The sequence below is a fragment of the Erwinia sp. ErVv1 genome, assembly GCF_900068895.1.
Classification (GTDB): domain Bacteria; phylum Pseudomonadota; class Gammaproteobacteria; order Enterobacterales; family Enterobacteriaceae; genus Erwinia.
The window spans coordinates 375,519-391,208 of sequence record NZ_CDPK01000002.1 but is presented as its reverse complement, the minus strand read 5'-3'; the positions used below and the strand labels follow the sequence as shown (position 1 = coordinate 391,208).

General features: G+C 55.3%; 12 protein-coding genes. 8 read left to right on the top strand and 4 right to left on the bottom strand.

All coding sequences use genetic code 11. The annotated features are described in order from the left end of the window. The first annotated feature begins 56 nt into the window (after positions 1-56). Positions 57-1,448, top strand: a complete 1,392-nt coding sequence (locus A1830_RS03295) for an amino acid permease (protein WP_067702217.1) — start codon at positions 57-59, stop codon at positions 1,446-1,448. Here A1830_RS03295 and A1830_RS03290 read toward each other — a convergent pair. Then, complete coding sequence (locus A1830_RS03290; protein ID WP_067701709.1) at positions 1,445-1,858, bottom strand: hypothetical protein; 414 nt, start codon at positions 1,856-1,858, stop codon at positions 1,445-1,447. The genes A1830_RS03295 and A1830_RS03290 overlap by 4 nt on opposite strands. Before the next feature lie 177 nt (positions 1,859-2,035). Between A1830_RS03290 and rstA the strand changes: the two genes are divergently transcribed. Genes rstA through A1830_RS03275 form a run of 3 tightly spaced genes read left to right on the top strand, consistent with a single transcriptional unit; the run spans position 2,036 to position 5,580 of the window. Next, positions 2,036-2,764, top strand: coding sequence for a two-component system response regulator RstA (gene rstA / locus A1830_RS03285; RefSeq protein ID WP_067701706.1), 729 nt, complete (start codon positions 2,036-2,038; stop codon positions 2,762-2,764). Then, complete coding sequence (rstB, locus tag A1830_RS03280; RefSeq protein WP_067701703.1) at positions 2,761-4,062, top strand: two-component system sensor histidine kinase RstB; 1,302 nt, start codon at positions 2,761-2,763, stop codon at positions 4,060-4,062. The genes rstA and rstB overlap by 4 nt, the downstream gene beginning before the upstream one ends. A 27-nt stretch (positions 4,063-4,089) precedes the next feature. Beyond that, a complete protein-coding gene (locus tag A1830_RS03275; RefSeq protein ID WP_067701701.1) occupies positions 4,090-5,580 on the top strand; it encodes a carboxypeptidase M32 in 1,491 nt (496 codons plus the stop codon). Between the two features lie 48 nt (positions 5,581-5,628). Here A1830_RS03275 and A1830_RS03270 read toward each other — a convergent pair whose 3' ends face one another. After that, complete coding sequence (locus A1830_RS03270; protein WP_156484928.1) at positions 5,629-6,210, bottom strand: TetR/AcrR family transcriptional regulator; 582 nt, start codon at positions 6,208-6,210, stop codon at positions 5,629-5,631. A 145-nt stretch (positions 6,211-6,355) separates the two neighbouring features. On the opposite strand from A1830_RS03270, the gene A1830_RS03265 reads away from it, so the two are divergent. The 3 genes from A1830_RS03265 to A1830_RS03255 all read left to right on the top strand — a co-directional run bounded on the left by A1830_RS03265 (position 6,356) and on the right by A1830_RS03255 (position 9,093). After that, on the top strand, positions 6,356-7,255 hold the full coding sequence (locus A1830_RS03265) for an NmrA family NAD(P)-binding protein (protein WP_067701696.1): 900 nt from the start codon (positions 6,356-6,358) through the stop codon (positions 7,253-7,255). Between the two features lie 242 nt (positions 7,256-7,497). Beyond that, positions 7,498-8,001, top strand: coding sequence for an acid resistance repetitive basic protein Asr (gene asr / locus A1830_RS21090; RefSeq protein WP_073980945.1), 504 nt, complete (start codon positions 7,498-7,500; stop codon positions 7,999-8,001). 282 nt (positions 8,002-8,283) lie between these two features. Continuing rightward, positions 8,284-9,093: a trypsin-like serine peptidase gene (locus A1830_RS03255; protein WP_067701693.1), complete on the top strand. Its 810-nt coding sequence runs from the start codon at positions 8,284-8,286 to the stop codon at positions 9,091-9,093. Between the two features lie 124 nt (positions 9,094-9,217). Here the strand turns inward: A1830_RS03255 and A1830_RS03250 are convergent, their stop codons facing one another. Next, entirely contained in the window at positions 9,218-10,153 is a 936-nt protein-coding gene (locus A1830_RS03250; RefSeq protein WP_067701677.1) for a pectate lyase family protein, read from the bottom strand. 140 nt (positions 10,154-10,293) lie between these two features. Then, on the bottom strand, positions 10,294-14,193 hold the full coding sequence (gene hrpA / locus A1830_RS03245) for an ATP-dependent RNA helicase HrpA (RefSeq protein WP_067701675.1): 3,900 nt from the start codon (positions 14,191-14,193) through the stop codon (positions 10,294-10,296). A 234-nt stretch (positions 14,194-14,427) separates the two neighbouring features. Here hrpA and A1830_RS03240 point away from each other — a divergent pair, with 234 nt between their 5' ends. Beyond that, positions 14,428-15,033: an FMN-dependent NADH-azoreductase gene (locus A1830_RS03240; RefSeq protein ID WP_067701672.1), complete on the top strand. Its 606-nt coding sequence runs from the start codon at positions 14,428-14,430 to the stop codon at positions 15,031-15,033. Positions 15,034-15,690 lie beyond the last annotated feature (657 nt).

The following is a 15,690-nucleotide window of genomic DNA, read 5'->3' as shown; positions in this document are numbered from 1 at the left end:
CAAAATCGCAACATCAGGCTGAACATGGTTTTTTATTCTGCTATTGGGACGATTTTTTGGACAAAAAATTAGGTCTTACCGCCCTTACGGCGCTGGTACTCAGTTCAATGCTCGGCGCTGGCGTATTCAGCCTGCCACAAAATATGGCGGCCGTAGCCAGCCCGGCCGCGCTGCTGATTGGCTGGGCGATAACCGGCGTGGGAATTATTCTGCTTTCCCTGACGCTACTGCTGCTTACCCGCATCAAACCGGAACTGGACGGCGGTATCTATACCTATGCCCGGGAGGGCTTTGGGGAGCTGGTGGGCTTCTGCTCCGCCTGGGGATACTGGCTGTGCGCGGTTATCGCCAATGTCTCCTATCTGGTCATCGTCTTTTCAGCGCTGAGCTTTTTTACCGATTCGCCGGGACACGTCGTCTTTGGCGATGGCAATACCTGGCAGGCGGTGCTGGGCGCGTCCCTGCTGCTGTGGCTGGTTCACTGGCTGGTATTGCGCGGCGTGCAGACGGCGGCCAGCATCAATCTGGTGGCAACCCTGGGCAAACTTATCCCGCTGGGGCTGTTTATCGTGCTGGCGGTAGTGGCGTTTAAGCTTGACTGTTTCAGGCTGGATTTTAGCGGCATTCAGCTCGGCAAGCCGGTCTGGCAGCAGGTGAAGGACACCATGCTGATTACCCTGTGGGTCTTTATCGGCGTTGAAGGGGCGGTGGTGGTTTCTGCGCGCGCGCGCAACAAAAAAGACGTGGGCCGGGCAACGCTGCTGGCGGTGACAACCGCCCTGCTGGTCTACCTGCTGGTGACACTGCTCTCTCTGGGTATTGTGCCCCGTGCCGAGCTGGCACAGATGCGTAACCCTTCGATGGCGGGTCTGATGACGCGGCTGATCGGTTCCTGGGGAGACGTGGTCATTGCCGTCGGGCTGGTGGTGTCCGTCTGCGGCGCCTACCTGAGCTGGACGATCATGGCGGCCGAAGTGCCTATGCTGGCTGCCGGACAGGGTGCCTTTCCGCGCTCGCTGGCGAAGCAAAATGCGCGTGGTGCGCCCTCTGCCTCACTCTGGCTCACCAATAGCAGCGTACAGATTTGCCTGATCCTGATCTGGCTCACCCATTCGGATTACAACACCCTGCTGAATATCGCGTCTGAAATGATTCTGGTGCCCTATCTGCTGGTGGGAATGTATCTGATAAAGGTCTCTCGATCGCTAAACAGGCCGATGGTGACCGCCATTGCCGTGGGGGCTACGGCCTATGGCATCTGGCTGCTGTATGCCTCTGGCCCGCTGCATCTGCTGCTGTCGGTCGTGCTGTACGCTCCGGGCGTATTGCTGTTTATGTTCGCCCGGCGTGGCGGTCGCGCGGAGAAAAATCTCAACGGCATGGAAAGGGTGGCCATCGTGCTGCTGATGGCAGGTTCAGCCCCTGCCCTGTGGACGCTGATGCATTAATGGGATAAGGCGGGTACCCTTACCGTTAAGCAGTCATTCTGCTGGTTAAGGTTAAGCGGTTTGACGTACTCCATACGGATCGCGTCAAGCTGCTGATCGGATAGCGTATAGGGCAGCAAAATATCGAAGGCATTGATATGCTGTTGTTCAGCAAGGGTTATCAATCGGGCGATGTTAATTTCGTCACTGACCTGGGTAGAAATGATCTGTAACGCCAGGGCCTTAAGTCTTTCAGAAGGCGCGGTGGGCAGATCGGGCGAGTTTTTCGTCACCATGCCGAAGATAGGCATCACCCCATAAATGGCGTCGACGAAGCTCCAGCGTTTTTTACAGGATGCGGAGAGAAAATCCGTATAATTCAGGCAGATATGGTTACTGTGCAGCGCAGAAACCTGCTCTTTATCCGACACCCTTTATGCTCCTTTCTCTGGTACGTGTTATCCGATAAGTTGTCAGAACAACCCTGCTAATATAATGGCATATTTTAAGGGGGATATACTATATATCCAGCATTATTTAGCAGCGGGTAATAGTAGTCACGGTAAACATTGGGTAATCTTACTTTCCCTCTTCAGATAAAAAAACCTATGAACAGAATAGTATTTGTTGAAGACGATCAGGACGTTGGCGAGCTGATTGCCGCTTATCTTAACCGTCATGACATTGAGGTGATTGTGGAAAGTCGGGGCGACCGCGCCGAAGCCACTATCGCCGAGGCCAACCCTGACCTGGTGATGCTGGACATCATGCTGCCGGGCAAGGATGGGATGACGCTGTGCCGCGATCTGCGTACCAGCAAGATTTGGTCAGGCCCCATTGTGCTGCTGACGTCGCTGGACAGTGATATGAACCATATTTTGTCGCTCGAAATGGGCGCCAATGACTACATTCTGAAGACCACCCCGCCCGCCGTTCTGCTGGCGCGCCTGCGGCTGCATCTGCGTCAGGCGGGTGTGTCCACCCAGAGCGACGATATTGCGCCGGCGCAAACCGGTCAAAAGGCGCTGCGCTTCGGCACGCTCTCTATTGATCCGCTAAACCGACAGGTGATGCTCGGCGGCGAGATTGTCGCCCTCTCTACCGCCGACTTTGATTTACTCTGGGAGCTGGCTACGCATGCAGGTAGTACGCTGAACCGAGACGCCCTGCTGAAAACGCTGCGCGGCGTCAGCTATGACGGTATGGATCGCAGCATTGACGTCGCCATTTCCCGCCTGCGCAAAAAGCTGCTGGACAGCGCGACGGAACCTTACCGAATCAAAACGATTCGTAATAAAGGATATCTGTTTGCACCACACGCCTGGGATGCAGAATGAAAAAGCTTTTTATCCAGTTCTATCTGCTGCTGTTCGTCTGCTTTCTGGTGATGGCGATGCTGGTTGGTCTGGTCTACAAATTTACCGCCGAGCGGGCCGGTCGCGAGTCGATGGATGATTTGATGAAAAGCTCGCTCTATCTGATGCGCAGTGAGCTGCGGGAGATCCCGCCGCGCGACTGGAACAAGACCATTGATAATCTGGAGCTGAACCTGTCGTTTAAGCTGCATATTGAGCCGATGAGCAAATATCAGCTCGACCCGACTACCCTGCGCCGCCTGCGCGCCGGTGAAATCGTGGCGCTGGATGATGAATACACCTTTTTGCAGCATATTCCGCGCAGCCATTACGTGCTGGCCGTCGGCCCTATCCCCTATCTCTTTTTCCTGCATGAGATGCGCATTCTGGACATTGTGCTGCTGGCCTTCATCGGCATTTCGCTGGCGCTGCCGGTGTTTATCTGGATGCGGCCACACTGGAAAGACATGCTGCGGCTGGAGTCGGCCGCACAGCGCTTTGGTCAGGGGCATCTGGATGAACGCATCCATTTCGACAGCGCCTCCAGCCTGTTGAGGCTGGGCGTGGCCTTTAACCAGATGGCGGATAACATCAACACGCTGGTTGCCAGTAAGAAGCAGCTGATTGACGGGATTGCCCATGAGCTGCGCACGCCGCTGGTGCGGCTGCGCTACCGGCTGGAGATGAGCGATAATCTGACCGATGCCGAGGCGTCGGCGCTAAATCGCGATATTGGCCAGCTGGAAGCGCTGATCGAGGAGCTGCTGACCTACGCGCGGCTCGATCGTCCAAAGGTAGATTTAAATTTGCAGTCGCTGGATCTCGCTGAGTGGCTGGCTGAACGTCTTGATGATATTCGATCCGTTCATCCTGAGGTGGAGATTGAGCTGGATACGCCACAGCGGCAAAACCACGGCGTGGCTGATGCCCGCCTGATGGAGCGCGTTCTGGATAACCTGGTGAATAACGCGCTGCGCTATGCCGGTCAGCGTCTGCGCGTCGGGCTGTGGTTTGACGGCAATACCGCCTGTCTGCAGGTGGAGGATGACGGTCCCGGTATTCCTCCTGACGAACGGGAGCGGGTATTTGAACCCTTTGTCCGCCTTGATCCCAGCCGCGACCGCGCGACGGGCGGCTGTGGCCTTGGACTGGCTATCGTGCACTCGGTCGCACAGGCATTTGGCGGCTACGTGGTGATTGATGCCAGCCCACTTGGCGGCGCCAGCGTTCGCTTTTGCTGGCCCGTTGATCTACCCTTATCGCCTCCCCGCGCTGCCTGACGGCGCCTGTTGATAGCAAGGAATCCCATGTCCAGTGCCTATGAGAATCTGACAAAAACCTTTACCCGCCTCTCCCGCTTTGGCCATCTTTCTGCCATCGCCGGATGGGATATGATGACCATGATGCCGCCGGGCGGCAGTGCCCCACGCGGTGCCGCACTGGCTGAGCTAAGCGTCCTTCAGCATGAAATCCTGACCGCAAAGCAGGTGGGGCAGTGGCTGGATGAGGCCGAACAGACCCCGCTCAACGATGTCGAACAGGCCAATCTGTTTGAGATGCGCCGTGCATATCAGCAGGCCGCGCTGCTTCCCGCCTCACTGGTAGAGGCTAAATCCATCGCCGGTTCGCGCTGTGAACATGCCTGGCGTCAACAGCGTCCTGCCAATGACTGGCAGGGTTTTGCTGAAAATTTACAGGAGGTGGTCAGGCTAAGCCGCGAGGAAGCTGAAATTCGCGCCCAGGCCAACGGCTGTTCCCGCTATGATGCGCTGCTGGATGTCTTTGAACCAGGTATGACCAGCGCCAAACTGGATAAAACCTTCGGCGACATCAAGAGCTGGCTGCCGGAACTGCTCCAGCGCATCGTTGAAAAACAGTCGCGGGAGCAGGTCGCGGTGCCGCCAGGCCCGTTCGCCGTCGAGTCGCAGAAGCACCTTGCTCTGGCAGTAATGAAACAGCTGGGCTTCGATTTCAACGCTGGCCGCCTGGATGTCAGCAGTCATCCCTTCTGTGGCGGCGTTCCCGAAGACGTTCGCATTACCACCCGCTACAACGAAAATGAGTTTATCAGCGCGATGATGGGCGTGATCCACGAAACCGGTCACGCACGCTACGAGCAAAATCTGCCGAAGCAGTGGGCAGGTCAGCCGGTCGCCCTCGCCCGCTCAACCGCTATCCACGAGTCGCAGAGCCTGTTTTTTGAGAAACAGCTGGGACGCAGTGCCGAGTTTCTCAGCCTGCTGCTGCCACACGTTAAGCAGCTGCTGGGTGACGGGCCTGCGCTGGAATCCGCAAACTTTATCGCCCTGAATCAGCGGGTGAAGCCGGGGTTGATTCGCGTCGATGCCGACGAGGTGAGCTATCCCGCCCACGTCATCCTGCGCTATGAGATTGAGCGTGCGCTGATTGCGGGTGAGGTTGAGGTCAGGGATATCCCGACCCTGTGGCAGGAAAAAATGCAGGCACTGCTGGGGCTGGATACCACAGGAAACTACCGTGACGGCTGTATGCAGGATATTCACTGGACCGATGGCGCCTTTGGCTACTTCCCTACCTATACGCTCGGCGCAATGTACGCGGCACAATTGTTCCAGGGCGTTAAAAAAGCCCTGCCGCAGGTGAGCGAGCTGATCCGCGAGGGCAACCTTCAGCCGGTATTTGACTGGCTTTCACAAAATATCTGGCAGCACGGCAGCCGTTTCACTACCCGGCAGCTGATTGAAAATGCCACCGGAGAAGACCTTAACCCACGGTGGTTCCGTGAGCATCTGGAAAATCGCTACCTGAACGGCCTCTGAGCCTTGAGTTAAGCGGCCACCGCAGTCGCGGTGCCGCTTTGTTCGCCCTTATCGCCGAACCATTGCCATTATTGTCAGACAGAGTTCCTGCTGCGCCTCATCGCGGGCGAGTTTACCGGATGAGACGTAGTAAGCCAGGCCGTTGGCCGCGCCGAATATCGCACACAGCGTCACTTTTTTAAGGCCCCCCGCGCGGTGAAAAGGTGCCAGCGCCAGACGGCACTTCTCAATATAGGCCTCTTCCGCATTCAGCCGCAGCGATTCCAGCTCCGGTGAGCCAAGCAGCGCCGCTTCCAGCCCGGGTATTTCACGCCCCTGCGCCAGAACACAGTCAATATGTGCGCTGGCGATAATCTGAGCTTTATCATCCAGTGTGTCATCGCTGGTAAACAGCGCCCGGTCGATCATGTCATTCTGCTTTTCCACAAATGCCAGATAGAGCGCGCCAAGCAGCGCCTGCCGGGTTTTAAAGTGGCTGTAAACCACAGGTTTTGATACTGCTGCTGATTCTGCAAGATGCCCAAGCGTTAATGCGTCGGTCCCTTCGCACTTAATAATCTGCCAGGCTCTGGAGATTAACTGATTATAACGCTCTTCGCGGCTCCATCGCTGGCGGGTCTCCAGGGGCATTTCCGATCCTTTCGGGGTGCTGTCTGACATAGTTATATACCAAAGGTAGATAATTTTCGCCTGTTTATGTACTCTTAGTATATAGCAACGACTGGCTAAGTTAAAACCATCCACCGTCTGACAAACCTTATTAAGGAGACGAAAAATGAGCAGGATATTAATCCTGGGCGCGACAGGAAATCTTGGACAGCTTACAGCAGATGCGCTGGCCTCGGATCCCCAGGTAACGTTACGCGTCGCCAGCAGCCGCAGAAGTGGTTATGACCGTCTTAAAGCGCGTTTTCCCCATGCTGAAGTGGTCATCGCTGACTGGTACGATCGCGAGAGCCTTGTTAAGGCTATGCAGGGCGTTAACCGGGTTTTCGTCGCCACACCTGATTTTTACACCGATGAGCACCTCGTCACGCCTAACATAATTAGTGCGGCGCAGTCAGTTGGCGATATTGAGCAGATTGTCCGTCTGATCGCTATCCCGGATGGGTTGACCGCCGATCGGCTGTCGCCTGAATTCCTCGCGACGCGCTGTGGGGCAAATCTGCACGTTATTGCTAAGCCGCTACTGGTAGCAAGCGGGCTTCCCGTCACCTTTCTGAACGTCCCCGCCTGGATCATGTTCAACCTCCCCTGGTTTCTCGCGCCGGAGGTGAAAAAACATCGTCAGCTTGCCATGCCTGCGGTTACCGATGCCTCCAGAATGTGGGTTTCTGAGGGTGATATCAGCGAGGTCGCCGCCAGGCTTCTGCGCGGTTCAGTTGAAGATCACATCGGTCGCGAGTACGTCCTTACCGCGGCCCAACGTTATAATTACCCGCAAATCGCCGGTATCCTCACTGAGGAACTGGGAGAACAGGTAACCTTTGTGGATGAGGAAGGCCCGCTGCGTGAAATGATGGGGGACAAATTCGACACGCTGATGACCTATTTTCGTCATGAAACCCAGGCCTACGGTGAGGTTACCCACCATGAAACCGTTGTGGATCTTCTGGGGCGTCCACAGGTGACCGTGCAGGACTATATCAGGCACCATCGCCATCTCTTTATCTGAGACACCCAGAGAGGATGTAAGCCGGTGTTCTGTGGCGGCACAGAACAGGGTATACTACCCTTCTGCTTTCGCCTGCCGCCGCTAACCCCTACGCTGCCCTGGTACAATGCGTACAAGTCCGTTGTACAATCCGTTACACGCCGATACCAATCACTCACTGAAAGCCTTCGTCCCTTCTCATATAGTTCTCCTACCGGCCCCGCAGTGGGCTGACATGTGAACTAACATTTGAGGGTTTTGCAATGAAAAAATTATTTGCTCTGGTTGTAGCCGCTGCAATGGGTATGTCTTCAGTTGCTTTCGCTGCTGAAACCACAACTGCTGCACCAGCCAGCACCACTACAACTGCTGCTGCAACGCCTGCTGCAACTACCGCTGCACCGGCTAAAACGACCACCACGACTAAGCATCATAAAAAACATAAAAAAGCGGCTAAGAAAGCTGTAGCGCAGAAAGCTCAGGCTGCTAAAAAAGTGCACCACAAAAAAGTGGCTAAAAAATCTGTAGCGCAGAAAGCTCAGGCCGCTAAAAAAGTGCACCACAAAAAAGCGGCTCACAAAGCTGTAGCGCAGAAAGCTCAGGCTGCTAAAAAAGTTCACCACAAAAAAGCAGCTCACAAAGCTGTAGCGCAGAAAGCTCAGGCTGCTAAAAAAGTGCACCACAAAAAAGCAGCTCACAAAGCTGTAGCACAGAAAGCTCAGGCTGCTAAAAAAGTGCACCACAAAAAAGTCGCTAAAAAAGCGTAATTTGTCGTGCGGGAGCCCGCTCCCACTCAATACTGACTCACTAAAACACCCGGATCCTCCGGGTGTTTCTTTCTGGAGTATCGGATGATGATTCGTCGCTACTTATTCGAAATTATCCTGCTGACGATGATTGCCTGCGGTGTTGTTGCCGCCAGCTTCTATCTCTGACTCCTGTAGCGTGCTGATATTCCAAATTAATCTCCCTTTTAAGCCACTATCCGTCTATAGTTACTACTGTTACGTGGTACTAACCTCACAATAATTCTCCATTCAGAGAGAGACATGCGCCTAACTGCTGCCTTTTTAATCGGATGTTTCGCCTTTTCGCACTATGCCCACGCAGACGATGATGACGGGCTTAATGAAGCTGACGTCAAAACCCTCTTCTTCGGTAAAGACGATCGTAAACCCGTTGATAACGCTGCAAGCCAGCCGTGGGAAGCCATCGGCCAGCTCGAAACCGCCAGCGGTAACCTCTGTAGCGCCACCCTTATTTCTGCCCACCTGGCCCTGACGGCCGGCCACTGTCTGCTGGCCCCGCCCGGTAAAATCGACAAAGCCGTCGCCCTGCGCTTTATTGCCAATGGCAAAGGCGGCTGGCGTTATGAGATCCACGATATCGAGGCGCGTGTCGATCCCGCCCTGGGTAAGAAACTGAAAGCAGATGGCGACGGCTGGATTGTTCCCTCTTCTGCCGCCCCCTACGACTTCGGGCTGATTATCCTGCATAATCCACCGTCCGGGATCACGCCGATTCCCCTCTTTGACGGCAGCCGCAGCGACCTGACTGCCGCTCTGAAGCTGGATGAGCGTAAGGTGACGCAGGCAGGCTACCCCGAGGATCATCTCGACGCGCTTTATGCCCATACCGACTGTGCAATCACCGGCTGGGCGCAGAAAAGCGTTCTGTCGCATCAATGCGATACTCTGCCAGGGGATAGTGGCTCCCCGCTGTTGCTGAAGGTGAATAATGCCTGGCAGCTGATTGCCGTGCAGAGCTCTGCACCCGCGGCAAAAGACCGCTATCTTGCCGACAACCGCGCAATTGCCGTCACCGCCTTCCGCGACAGCCTTGAAGCACTGGCCCAGTAGTGTGCATCAATAAAAAAACCTCTCACATGAGAGGTTTTTTTTTACCTGCGGCTCTCTTTAACGGCATTTCGCCGTCTTTTGCTGAAGATAAGCTTACGTTTACGGCGGGTGCCTGATGCGTTAGTTAGCCGCCAAATACCAGTCTGGCGCTCTGCGCACCGGCATATTCTGTCGTAAACTGTTTCGCCTCCTGCGCGGTTTTCACCACATAAGCGTAATTAGAGGAAGGCGTCCACTTGCTCGGCGGCGACGTTTTATTCGGCAGCGCCGGATAACTTCCGCTGTCGGTAAAGGTTCCGGTGCCTTTATCATCAAGCATGCCATTTTTTTCGCTTCCGGCACCAAAGTAATTCGCTTCGGAAACAATTTTTGCCCCGGTGGCAATAGTGAACCCCAGCGCGAAGTTATTAATATAGTTATTGTAGAAATGAAAGTAACCGTACCTGGCCAGGCCGGGCGCACGGGTATAAACATTTTCAAAATGGCAGTGGCAGACGGTCAAATGCGGAAAACCGTCATAACCCGTCTGGTCATCAGCCGGCCAGCCAAAAATCAAGCCATAGCGATGATTCTTAAACAGGCAGTTACTGACGGTCGCCCAGTCGGCTTTCGCGCCAATATACAGCAGCTTATCCGTGCTGTGGTCACTGTCGGCCCACTCATGACCTTCCCAGGTAACGTGGTCGATCCAGTATTTATTACCATGGCTGAGATAGAGCTGAATATCATCGTTTTGGTTAATCTCACGGCTGTGCTGCAATACCAGATTTTGAAAAATAATATTCCCGGAGGCTTCCGTGCTGCGGAAATGAATATTATTAAGCGTGCGGTTTTCATACGAGCCAACGAGGGTTTTATTTGCCCCCAGATAAACTTTTGTCAGGCTGTCTGCCCGAATATTACGGTTTAACACCACCACGCGCGGCGTTGTATCCTCCAGCGCCTTCTGCAACTGATCCAGCGTTTCAACATAGACTACTGAACCTGCCCATCCACCGGTCACACCTTGTGCTTTAGCAAAACCGCTAATGCCCGCTAATTTGCTATCCGGATAACTCATATTACTCTCCTTTCATTAATGGCCCCTAAGGGGGATCTCCCTTAAGTTATAGCCCTAACGGTAGAGAGCAGGCCAGTTATTTCCCGCTTAATTGATTAATTTGACTTAACTAATTAAACGCGACCCCGCAGGGTCGCCGATCAGGATGAAATGTCATCCATCGCCTGCTGGATACGCTTCTCCGAGACCGGATAGGGCGTTCCCAACTGCTGAGCAAAGTAGCTTACGCGCAGCTCTTCAATCATCCAGCGAACGTCTTTCACTTCCTCATCATCGCGCCGGACTTCAGGTAATTTGTTGTACCAGCTGCTCCAGGCCTGCTGAATTTTTTCAACCTTCAGCATTCTGGCGCGATCGCTGTGGGGATCCACCGGCAGCTTTTCGAGACGTCGCTCGATGGCGTGCAGATATCTCAGCGTATCAGAGAGCCTTTTCCAGCCATTTTGCGTCACGAAACCGCGGTAGACCAGGCCACCCATCTGCGCCTTGATATCCGAGAGCGCCAGGGCCATGGTCATATCCACCCTTCCCTTAAGCTTTTTGTTAATGGTAAAGACGGAGGTCAGGATTTGTTCAACCTTGCTGGCGATATCCACCACCGTATCATTCAGCCCGGCGCGTACCCGCTCATGAAGCTGGCTGAAGGCCTCTTCCTGCCAGGTCGGACCGCCGAACTCCGCAATCAGCCGGTCAACGCCGCAGGAAATGCAGTCGTCAATCAGCTCCAGCACTTTACCGTAGGGGTTGAAGTAGAGTCCCAGCTTGGCTTTGTTGGGCAGTTTCTCATGCAGGTATTTCACCGGCGAAGGGATATTGAGCAGCAGCAGCCTGCGCTGACCTCGCCACATCGCCTTCTGCTGGGCATGCTGGCTGTCAAAAAGACGAATGCCGACGCTCTCCTTTTCATCCACCAGCGCTGGCCAGGCTTTCACGCTGTAGCTGCCGCGTTTCTGCTCGAAGTGGTCCGGCAGGTTGCCGAAGCTCCAGCTTTGCAAACCGCTCTGCTCCAGTCCGTCATCCGCCACGTCCGCCAGCGTTTCCTGGACCTTGCCCTTCAGCGCATCCTTAAGCTGCGTCAGGCTTCGCCCTTCACCCAGCTTACGATTTTTTTCATCGACCACCCGAAAGGTGATTTTCAGATGATCGGGTACCTGGTCCCACTGCCAGGCCTCACGATCGATGGTTATACCGCTCATGCGGCGAAATTCGCGCTCCAGCGATTCCAGCAGCGGTAACGCCTGCGGGGTGGCACGTCCCATAAACGCATCGGCGTAGTTAGGGGCAGGAACAAAATTTCGCCGCACCGGTTTGGGGAGCGACTTGATCAGCGCCACCACCAGCTCGCGTCGCAGACCGGGGATCTGCCACTCGAAGCCCGCCTCTGTGACCTGATTAAGCAGCGGCAGCGGAATATGCACCGTCACGCCGTCGGCCTCCTGGCCTGGCTCAAACTGATAGGTCAGCCGCAGGCGAAGATCACCCTGCTGCCAGATATCGGGATAGTCCAGCTGGCTGACGCCGTCGGCGCCCTCCTTCACCAGCATCTCCCTGACGAAATTTAGCCGCTCGGGTTCTTCCCGGCTGGCCTGCTTCCACCAGCTGTCGAAGTGGCGCGCAGAGACAATATCATGGGGGATACGGCCGTCGTAAAACGCATAGAGCGTTTCATCATCTACCAGAATATCGCGGCGACGCGATTTGTGTTCCAGCTCTTCCACCTCCTCGCGCAGCCGCAGATTAGCCCGGAAGAAAGTATGGCGCGTCTGCCAGTCGCCCTCAACCAGCGCATGGCGAATAAACAGCTCACGCGACAGCACGGGATCGATCGGACCATAGTTGACCTTGCGCGCGGCAACAATCGGCAGTCCGTAAAGGGTAACCTTTTCGCTGGCCATCACCGCGCCCTGGGCCTTCTCCCAGTGCGGCTCGCTGTAGCTGCGTTTGATCAGATGCCCGGCGACCGGCTCAATCCACTCCGGCTCAATGCGCGCCGCAATGCGTCCCCACAGGCGGCTGGTCTCAACCAGTTCTGCCACCATGGTCCACTTCGGCGGTTTTTTAAATAATCCCGACCCCGGGAAGATGGCAAAGCGGGCATTACGCGCGCCGGTATACTCCTGTTTGTCCGCATCCTTCTGCCCCAGATGCGAGAGCAGCCCGGTGAGTAGTGCAGTGTGAACGCTGCGAAAATCACCCGGCTCGGTGTTGAGCGGGATCCCCTGCTCGCGCACAACCTGACGCAGCTGGGTATAGATATCCTGCCATTCACGTACGCGCAGGTAGTTGAGATAGTCGGTCCTGCACAGGCGTCGGAACTGGCTGGAACCCAGCGCCTTTTGCTGCTCCTGAAGGTAGTCCCACAGGTTTACAAAGGAGAGGAAGTCAGAATCCTTGTCGGCAAAGCGACGATGTTTTTCATCGGAGGCCTGCTGCTTATCAACCGGCCTTTCGCGCGGATCTTGAATGGATAACGCCGAGGCGATGATCATCACTTCGCGGGTACAGCCGTAGCGCTGCGCTTCCAGCACCATTTTTGCCAGCCGGGGATCGACCGGTAGCTGCGCCAGTGAGCGGCCTGATGAGGTCAGCTTATAGTGCTGATTTTCGTTCTGGGTAATTGCCCCCAGCTCTTCAAGCAGCTTGACGCCATCCTGAATATTGCGTTTGTCGGGCGCTTCCACAAACGGGAAGGCGCCGATATCGCCAAGCCCAAGCGCGGTCATTTGCAAAATAACGGATGCCAGGTTGGTGCGCAAAATTTCCGGGTCGGTAAAAGCCGGACGGCTGAGGAAATCATCTTCCGAATAGAGCCGGATGCAGACCCCTTCCGACACGCGCCCACAGCGGCCCATACGCTGGTTTGCCGAGGCCTGCGAAACCGGCTCAATCGGCAGCCGTTGTACTTTCGTGCGAAAGCTGTAGCGACTGATGCGGGCGGTACCGGGATCGATAACGTATTTGATCCCCGGCACGGTCAGCGAGGTTTCAGCGACGTTGGTCGCCAGTACGATCCGCCGTCCGGTGTGCGACTGAAAGACCCGGTTCTGCTCGGCGTTAGATAAGCGGGCAAAAAGCGGCAGGATTTCCGTATGCGGCAGATCGCGCCGGTTCAGCGCATCCGCCGTGTCGCGAATTTCACGCTCGCCGCTCATAAAGATCAGAATATCTCCGCGGCTGAGCTGGCCAAGTTCATCGACGGCATCAAAAATCGCCTGTAGCTGGTCCCGCTCGGTGTCTTCTGCGTCCTCAACGATGGGCCGGTAGCGCACCTCAACCGGCCAGGTGCGGCCCGTAACCTCGATTACCGGTGCATTATGGAAGTGTCGCGAGAAGCGCTGAGGATCGATGGTGGCCGAGGTGATGATGACTTTCAGATCCGGACGCTTAGGCAGTAATTCGCGCAGGTAGCCCAGCAGGAAGTCAATATTCAGGCTGCGCTCGTGCGCCTCATCAATAATGATGGTGTCATACTGCATCAGCAGCCGGTCCTGCTGTATTTCCGCCAGCAGGATCCCGTCGGTCATCAGCTTGACCTGAGTCGTGTCGCTGACCTTGTCGTTAAAACGAACCTTATACCCAATACAGCCGCCCAGCGTGGTTTCCAGCTCGTCGGCAATACGGTCGGCGACGGTACGTGCCGCCAGGCGACGCGGCTGAGTATGACCAATCAGGCCGGTGATGCCCCTGCCCAGTTCCATACAGATTTTGGGGAGCTGGGTGGTTTTACCCGATCCCGTTTCACCCGCGACAATCACTACCTGATGATGACGGATGGCTTCTGCTATTTCGTCCTTTTTCTGACTGACCGGCAGATCTTCCGGGTAGCGAATAGCAGGCGTCGCCGCGCGTCGCTGGGCGATTTTCTGTTCAGCCTGGGTGATTTCAGCATCCAGCGCGTCGGCTAAGGCCTGCTGAGCGCTGGCCTCTTTCATTTTTTTTGCGCCGTTGAAGCGCTTTTGCAGACGCTGGCGATCGCGCAGCATTAGCGAATCGAGTCGCGGCAGCAGAAGTGCCAGCGCTGACTGAGGATTTTCTGACATAGGATTTACACGCTCATTCTGTTGCCGTTGAACCGGTCAACAGCGGACTAATCAGGATAAAAATTTTGCGTAGTGTAGCACAGACAGACACTTAGCCATTGTCCGTGCGTGGTTTGCTTGTTCAGTAATTTCGAACGTTGACCTCAGAATATTGCACTATCCCTGAGGGAGGTTTGTCCATAGAGTGTATGTCATTGAGCGGAAGGTGTTCCGCGTATCACACAGGAAATTATCATGAGCAATGTATTAGTACTGAAATCCAGTATTCTCGCCGGTTATTCTCAGTCTAACCAGTTGGCCGATCATTTCGTTGAAGAGTGGAAAGCCGCGCACGGTAGCGACACTATTACCATTCGCGACCTCGCTGCGAATCCAATCCCGGTGCTGGATGGCGAGCTGGTCGGTGCGCTGCGTCCTTCCGATGCTGCACTGACCCCGCGCCAGCAGGAAGCGCTGTCTTTGTCTGACGAGTTGATTGCCGAGCTGAAAGCGCATGACACCATTGTTATTGCAGCACCGATGTATAATTTCAATATTCCTACTCAGTTAAAAAACTATTTCGACCTGGTTGCCCGCGCGGGCGTGACGTTCCGCTATAGCGAGAATGGTCCTGAAGGCCTGGTGACAGGTAAGAAGGTGGTGGTTATTTCCAGCCGTGGCGGCATCCACAAGGGTACCCCTAGCGATTTGCTTACGCCTTATCTGAAGCTGTTCCTTGGTTTCCTGGGCATGTCCGACGTGAAGTTTGTTTTCGCCGAGGGGATTGCATATGGTCCGGAAGTGGCAACTAAAGCCACGACTGACGCGAAAGCCGTGCTGGAAGATCTGGTGACCGCATAATTTTTGTTTATGCTGTTGCGGTGACCGATATAGCCCGGTGGACAATTCCCATGTCCACCGGGCTTTTTCTTTAGGGGTAGTCTTCTGTTCGGCTGGGGGCATGTCAGTTGTGCAGGCTGAAATTTCTGCTGTGTCGGTGGATAATCCCTGCGGTTAACGTTGGGTTGTGGCGGCTGGAATTCCTGCTGTGCCGGTGGATAATCCCTGCGGTTGCCGGGCGTCCTCGCGCCACGCTCCGCGTGGTGCCTTTGTCTCCGACTCCGGGCCGGACGGCCCGGTCGCGAGCGGGCATCCCTGCCCGCCGCTCCCTGAGTGCAGCATCCCTGCTGCCCTCGCCTGGCCCTCCGTCTTCGCCGCAGCGCTGCGGATTGCCCGTCACCCGCAGGGATTATCCACCTCTCAGGCTGCTGAGCTGCTTTCAGTAAAACTGCTTGTCTGTCCGCAGGCTTCTGGGCTGCTTCCAGTAAAAACTTTTAGCTTTCCGCCTGTACGTGAGTGCTTTCAATAAAACCGCTTGTCTATCCGCTGGCATTTGAGGTGCTTTCAGTAAAACCGCTTGTCTATCCGCAGTTATCATCAGCACGACGTCCAGTTAAGCCCTAATAACATTCAGGCTTTTGAGCTGTAGCAATGCTCATCCATTTTCTTATTTGCAGA

Bases quoted from the DNA above. Each gene is read 5' to 3' on its own strand.
- rstA (WP_067701706.1), top strand. From the start codon at position 2,036: ATGAACAGAATAGTATTTGTTGAAGACGATCAGGACGTTGGCGAGCTG.
- rstB (WP_067701703.1), top strand. From the start codon at position 2,761: ATGAAAAAGCTTTTTATCCAGTTCTATCTGCTGCTGTTCGTCTGCTTT.
- A1830_RS03275 (WP_067701701.1), top strand. From the start codon at position 4,090: ATGTCCAGTGCCTATGAGAATCTGACAAAAACCTTTACCCGCCTCTCC.
- A1830_RS03270 (WP_156484928.1), bottom strand. From the start codon at position 6,210: ATGCCCCTGGAGACCCGCCAGCGATGGAGCCGCGAAGAGCGTTATAAT.
- A1830_RS03265 (WP_067701696.1), top strand. From the start codon at position 6,356: ATGAGCAGGATATTAATCCTGGGCGCGACAGGAAATCTTGGACAGCTT.
- asr (WP_073980945.1), top strand. From the start codon at position 7,498: ATGAAAAAATTATTTGCTCTGGTTGTAGCCGCTGCAATGGGTATGTCT.
- A1830_RS03255 (WP_067701693.1), top strand. From the start codon at position 8,284: ATGCGCCTAACTGCTGCCTTTTTAATCGGATGTTTCGCCTTTTCGCAC.
- A1830_RS03250 (WP_067701677.1), bottom strand. From the start codon at position 10,153: ATGAGTTATCCGGATAGCAAATTAGCGGGCATTAGCGGTTTTGCTAAA.
- hrpA (WP_067701675.1), bottom strand. From the start codon at position 14,193: ATGTCAGAAAATCCTCAGTCAGCGCTGGCACTTCTGCTGCCGCGACTC.
- A1830_RS03240 (WP_067701672.1), top strand. From the start codon at position 14,428: ATGAGCAATGTATTAGTACTGAAATCCAGTATTCTCGCCGGTTATTCT.